Below are 4,773 nucleotides of genomic sequence, written 5' to 3'. Positions count from 1 at the left end.
GCTGCGGGTCGCCGCCGCGCGCGGGGAGGGGGACCTCCGGGAAACGGAGCGCCGCCTGGCCGCCTCGGTCCAGGGTCGCGAGGGGGCCGAGCGCCGCGAGCGGACCATCGACGCGGAGGCCGCGGAGCTGCTGCGCTCGCTGGAGGGCCTTTCCGGCGTCCGCGAGCGGGCGGGGGACGAGGTGGAGGCCCTCTTCGGGGAGCGCGACCGCGCCGCCGCCGAGCTGCAGGCCGCGGACGCGCGCCTCGCGGAGATCGAGGCGGAAGCGCGGGAGGCGGAGGAGCGCGCCCGGGTCCACCGCCGGCGCGAGGCGGAGGCGTCCGAGGAGCGGCATCGCCTGGAGCTGGAGAGCACGGAGTGGAGCGGCCGCGTCGAGCGCGCGCGCGACCGGCTGGAGGCGGAGTGGGGCCGTCCCTGGGAGACGCTGCTCGCCGCCGCCGGCCCGGTGGAGGAGGGGACCCCCGACGCCTGGCGCGCCGAGGTGCGCGAGCTGGCGCGGCAGGTGGACGCGCTCGGTCCCATCAACATGCTCGCCGTGCAGGAGCACGAGGAGGAGGAGCGCCGCCTCACCTTCCTCCTGGAGCAGCGCGACGACCTGGTAAAGGCGCGCGACGACCTGGCGGCGGCGATCCGGCAGATCAACAAGACGGCGCGCGAGGTCTTCCTCGCCACCTTTGGCACCATCCGGGAGAACTTCCAGCGCACCTTCCACTCGCTCTTCCTGGGCGGGGAGTGCGACGTGTGGCTCGCCGACCCGGACGACCCTCTGGAGTCGCCCATCGAGATCCACGCCTCGCCCCGCGGCAAGAAGACGCAGCGGATCCACCTCCTTTCCGGCGGGGAGCGGACGCTCACGGCGCTGTCGCTGCTCTTCGCCATATACCTGGTGAAGCCGTCGCCCTTCTGCCTCTTCGACGAGGTGGACGCCCCGCTGGACGAGTCCAACGTGGGCCGCTTCATCCAGCTCCTGCAGGACTTCAAGGCGGACACGCAGTTCGTGGTCATCACGCACAACCCCCGCACCATGGAGGCCGCCGACTGGCTCTACGGCGTCACCATGGAGGAGCCCGGCGTCTCGACGCTGGTGGGGGTGGAGCTGGAGGGCGCCTGGGCGCTGACCGACCGGGAGCGGGTGGCGTAGGGGAGCGCGAAGGGATCCGAAGAGGCCGTCCTTCACCCGCGCCGGGCAGGGTGCTATACTTCTCCTGGTCCCTGCATTCGAACACCTGCGCGTGAAACTGACATGCTCGTCGTCATGCGGCACGATGCCACCGAGGAAGAGATCCGGGGCGTCGTCGACACCATCCACGAGCTCGGCTACGAGGCGTGCCCCATCCCGGGGAAGCAGCGCACGGCGGTCGGGCTGATCGGCAACGACGGCAAGGTGCCGGCCGACCGGATCGAGGCGCTCGCCGGCGTCCTCCAGGTGATCCACGTCTCGCAGCCGTACAAGCAGGTCTCGCGCGAGTGGTCGCCGGAGCCCACCATCATCGAGCTGGAGAACGGCACCCGCATCGGCGGCGACGAGGTGGCGGTGATGGCCGGGCCGTGCTCGGTGGAGTCGGAGGCGCAGATCATCGGGGTCGCGCAGCGGCTCCGCGACGCGGGCGCCACCGTGCTGCGGGGCGGCGCCTTCAAGCCCCGCACCTCGCCGTACTCCTTCCAGGGGATGGCGGAGGACGGGCTGAAGCTGCTGGCCCGCGCGCGCGATGAGACCGGGATGGCGATCGTCACCGAGGCGATCGACCCGGAGAGCCTGGCCCTGGTGGTGAAGTACGCCGACGTGATCCAGATCGGCGCGCGCAACATGCAGAACTTCTCGCTGCTCCGCCTGGCCGGACGGTCGGGGAAGCCGGTGCTGCTCAAGCGCGGGATGTCGGCGACGATCACGGAGTTCCTGATGTCCGCCGAGTACATCCTGGCGGAGGGGAACCGGCGGGTGATCCTCTGCGAGCGCGGCGTGCGCGGCTTCGACTCGCAGCAGACCCGCAACCTCCTGGACCTGACCGCCATCCCGGTGGTGAAGGGTCTCTCGCACCTCCCCATCGTCGCGGACCCGAGCCACGGGACGGGTGTCCGCGCCATGGTGATCCCCATGGCGCGCGCCGCCGTGGCCGCCGGCGCCGACGGGTTGATGATTGAGGTGCACCCGGACCCCGAGCGCGCTATGTCCGACGGGGCCCAGTCGCTCTATCCGGACCAGTTCGGGGAGATGATGGAGCAGATCGCGCTCATCGCCGAGGCCATCGGGCGGACGCTCAGCCCCTCGCTGGCGCCGGCCGGCGTCCGCTGACCGGGCGCGGCGGGATGGGCACCAGCGGGCCGCTCCGCCCGTCGCGCCGGGCCACCAAGCCGCTCGGCGACCGGGGCGAGGAGATCGCCGCCCGCTACCTGGCCGCGCGCGGCTGGACGGTGGTGGCCCGCAACTTCCGCCTGGGACGCAAGGAGATCGACCTCGTCGCGCGCCGCGGCGAGGTCGTCGCGTTCGTGGAGGTGAAGACGCGCGGCGGCCACGGCTACGGCCACCCGCTGGAAGCCATCACCTGGAAGAAGCGCCGGGAGATCGGGCAGGTGGCGCAGGCCTGGGTGGACCGCCACGGCCGCCCGGGCGACGTGTACCGCTTCGACGCGGTGGCGGTGCTGGTGGGCGGGGGAGGGGAGCCCGCCGTGGAGCACGTGGAGGACGCCTGGAGGATGTAGACGGCCGGAGCCTCACGCGTGGTCGGAGAGCTGTACGACCGGCAGCCCCGGGACGGTGGGGAGCCTCCGGTCGTTGGTGAGGAACGCCGAGCAGCGAGCCGTCAGCGCCGCCGCGAGCTGAAGCGCGTCGGGCGTCCGGATGCCGTGGACGGCCCGCAGCTGGGCGGCCGTTCGAAGCAGGACGCGGTCCAGGAGCACCAGGCGCACGCCACGGCTCCGCGTCAGGAGGGCCTCGTAGCGCGCCGCCAGGGGGAGATTCCCCGCACGATAGGGAACGACGAGGACCTCGAGGAGGGTGATCTCCGAGGTCACGACCTCCAGGTCTCCCCGGTCGGCGGCGGCGAAGATCTGCCGGGCCGGCGGAAGGAAGGCCGGGTGCTCCTCGGCGAAGTAGATGAAGACCGCGGTGTCCACGGCTACGGGGCCGGGGCCGAGGGCTTCCATCAGTCCCACGCGCGACGCTCCCGCTCCACGTGGTCCGCGGCGTCGGCGCCGGCCCAGAGCTCCGCTCCCAGCCCCTGCAGATCCAGGATCGAGAGCGGCTCCGGCTCCTCGAGCGCTTTCTCCAGGAGTCGGGTCACCTCCTGCGCCACCGAGCGGTGCTCTCGCCTGGCGCGTGCCTGGAGCTTCTGGTAGAGGGCGTCCGGCAGGTTCTTGACGTTCAGCGTAGCCATGGCTTGCCTCCGTTTTCCTCCAAAGTGGAGGAATCAGGGACGGGTTGTCAAGCCGAACCGGTGCCGGGCGGACGCGGGCCCGCCCTGGAGCACATGGAGGACGCCTGGCGAATGTAGCTCCGTCGGATCCCCTCTTCCCCCCCGTGGTATATTAGCTTTCAACCCACGTTGGACGTCGCAGTCCCGCGCCTCTCATCTCCTTCAACGTCATCGCAGTGTCCCGAACCGCGCTCGCCCGCACCTACCGCCCGCACCGCTTCTCCGAGGTGGCGACGCAGGAGCACGTCTCCGAGACGCTCCGGGCGGCCGTCCAGCGCGACCGCGTGGCGCACGCGTACCTGTTCTGCGGGCCGCGCGGGGTAGGGAAGACCACGCTGGCCCGCGTGCTGGCGATGGCGCTCAACTGCGCCGACCGCGGCGAGGACGGCGAGCCGTGCGGCGTCTGCGACTCCTGCCAGAAGATCTGGGCCGGGCGCACCTCGCTGGACGTGGTGGAGATCGACGCCGCCTCCAACCGCGGCGTGGACGACGCCCGCGAGCTGCGCGAGCGGGCCATGTACTCCCCGTCGGAAGAGGACCGCTTCAAGGTCTATATCATCGACGAGGCGCACATGCTCACCCGCGAGGCGTGGAACGCGCTCCTCAAGATCCTGGAGGAGCCGCCCCCACGGGTGATCTTCGTGTTCGCCACCACCGAGCCGCAGAAGATCCAGCAGGCCGCGCCCCCGATCCTTTCGCGCTGCCAGCGCTTCGACTTCCGCCGCATCGGGACCACGGACCTGGTGCGCCGGCTCCGAGAGGTGCTCGCCGCCGAGGGGATCGAGGCCGCGGACGACGTCCTCCTCCCCATCGCGCAGAAGGCCGACGGTGGGATGCGCGACGCGCTCTCGCTCCTGGACCAGGTGCTCTCCTTCACCGAGGGGGCGCCGACCGCCGAGGACGTGCGGCGCGTGCTGGGGCTGGTGGGGAGCGAGCTGTACCTGGAGCTGTTCGACGTGATCGCCGAGCGGCGCCACGCCGACGTGTTCCGCTTCGTCGCGCGGCTCCTGGAGCAGGGGTACGACTTCACCGAGTTCTACCGCGGCCTCGCCGACTTCATCCGGGCCCTGCTCATCGTGAAGCTGGAGGGCGCGGAGGCGGCCGAGGTGCGCGACGACCTGCGCGCGGAGATGGCGGCGCGGGCGGAGGGGTTCGCCGCGGGAGACCTGCTGCGGATGCTCTCGCAGGTGGCGGAGCTGGACGCCGACGGCCGCTTCCGGAAGAGCGGCGAGCAGCGCATCCTGATCGAGCTGCTCCTGCTGCGCTTCGCGTACCTGGAGCGCACCGTCACGCTGGAGGAGGTGCTCGCCGCCGTCGGCGGGAACGGCGGGGGCGCCGCGGAGGCGCCACCGGGAAACGG

General features: G+C 72.0%; 6 protein-coding genes. 4 read left to right on the top strand and 2 right to left on the bottom strand.

The annotated features are described in order from the left end of the window. The 3 genes from VGR37_17170 to VGR37_17160 form a co-directional block, all read left to right on the top strand. Positions 1-1,141: AAA family ATPase (locus VGR37_17170; GenBank protein ID HEV2149142.1), on the top strand; the 1,141-nt coding region annotated here is incomplete at its 5' end. A 102-nt stretch (positions 1,142-1,243) separates the two neighbouring features. Next, the gene (gene aroF / locus VGR37_17165; protein ID HEV2149141.1) at positions 1,244-2,293 is read left to right on the top strand and encodes a 3-deoxy-7-phosphoheptulonate synthase; all 1,050 of its coding nucleotides are present in this window, start codon (positions 1,244-1,246) and stop codon (positions 2,291-2,293) included. 14 nt (positions 2,294-2,307) lie between these two features. Continuing rightward, entirely contained in the window at positions 2,308-2,700 is a 393-nt protein-coding gene (locus VGR37_17160; GenBank protein ID HEV2149140.1) for a YraN family protein, read from the top strand. A 12-nt stretch (positions 2,701-2,712) separates the two neighbouring features. Here VGR37_17160 and VGR37_17155 read toward each other — a convergent pair whose 3' ends face one another. Together VGR37_17155 and VGR37_17150 are read right to left on the bottom strand one after the other, a co-directional pair. After that, positions 2,713-3,144 carry a type II toxin-antitoxin system VapC family toxin gene (locus VGR37_17155; GenBank protein HEV2149139.1) on the bottom strand — a complete coding sequence of 144 codons (432 nt, stop codon included), beginning with the start codon at positions 3,142-3,144 and terminating at the stop codon, positions 2,713-2,715. Further along, positions 3,144-3,374, bottom strand: a complete 231-nt coding sequence (locus tag VGR37_17150; protein ID HEV2149138.1) for a hypothetical protein — start codon at positions 3,372-3,374, stop codon at positions 3,144-3,146. The genes VGR37_17155 and VGR37_17150 overlap by 1 nt, the downstream gene beginning before the upstream one ends. Before the next feature lie 215 nt (positions 3,375-3,589). Here VGR37_17150 and dnaX point away from each other — a divergent pair. Further along, a partial coding sequence (gene dnaX, locus VGR37_17145) for a DNA polymerase III subunit gamma/tau (protein HEV2149137.1) occupies positions 3,590-4,773 on the top strand: 1,184 nt, incomplete at its 3' end.

The organism is Longimicrobiaceae bacterium (assembly GCA_035936415.1).
Classification (GTDB): domain Bacteria; phylum Gemmatimonadota; class Gemmatimonadetes; order Longimicrobiales; family Longimicrobiaceae; genus JAFAYN01.
The sequence above is the reverse complement of the archived record's forward strand: the minus strand, read 5'-3'. Positions and strand labels throughout refer to the sequence as shown.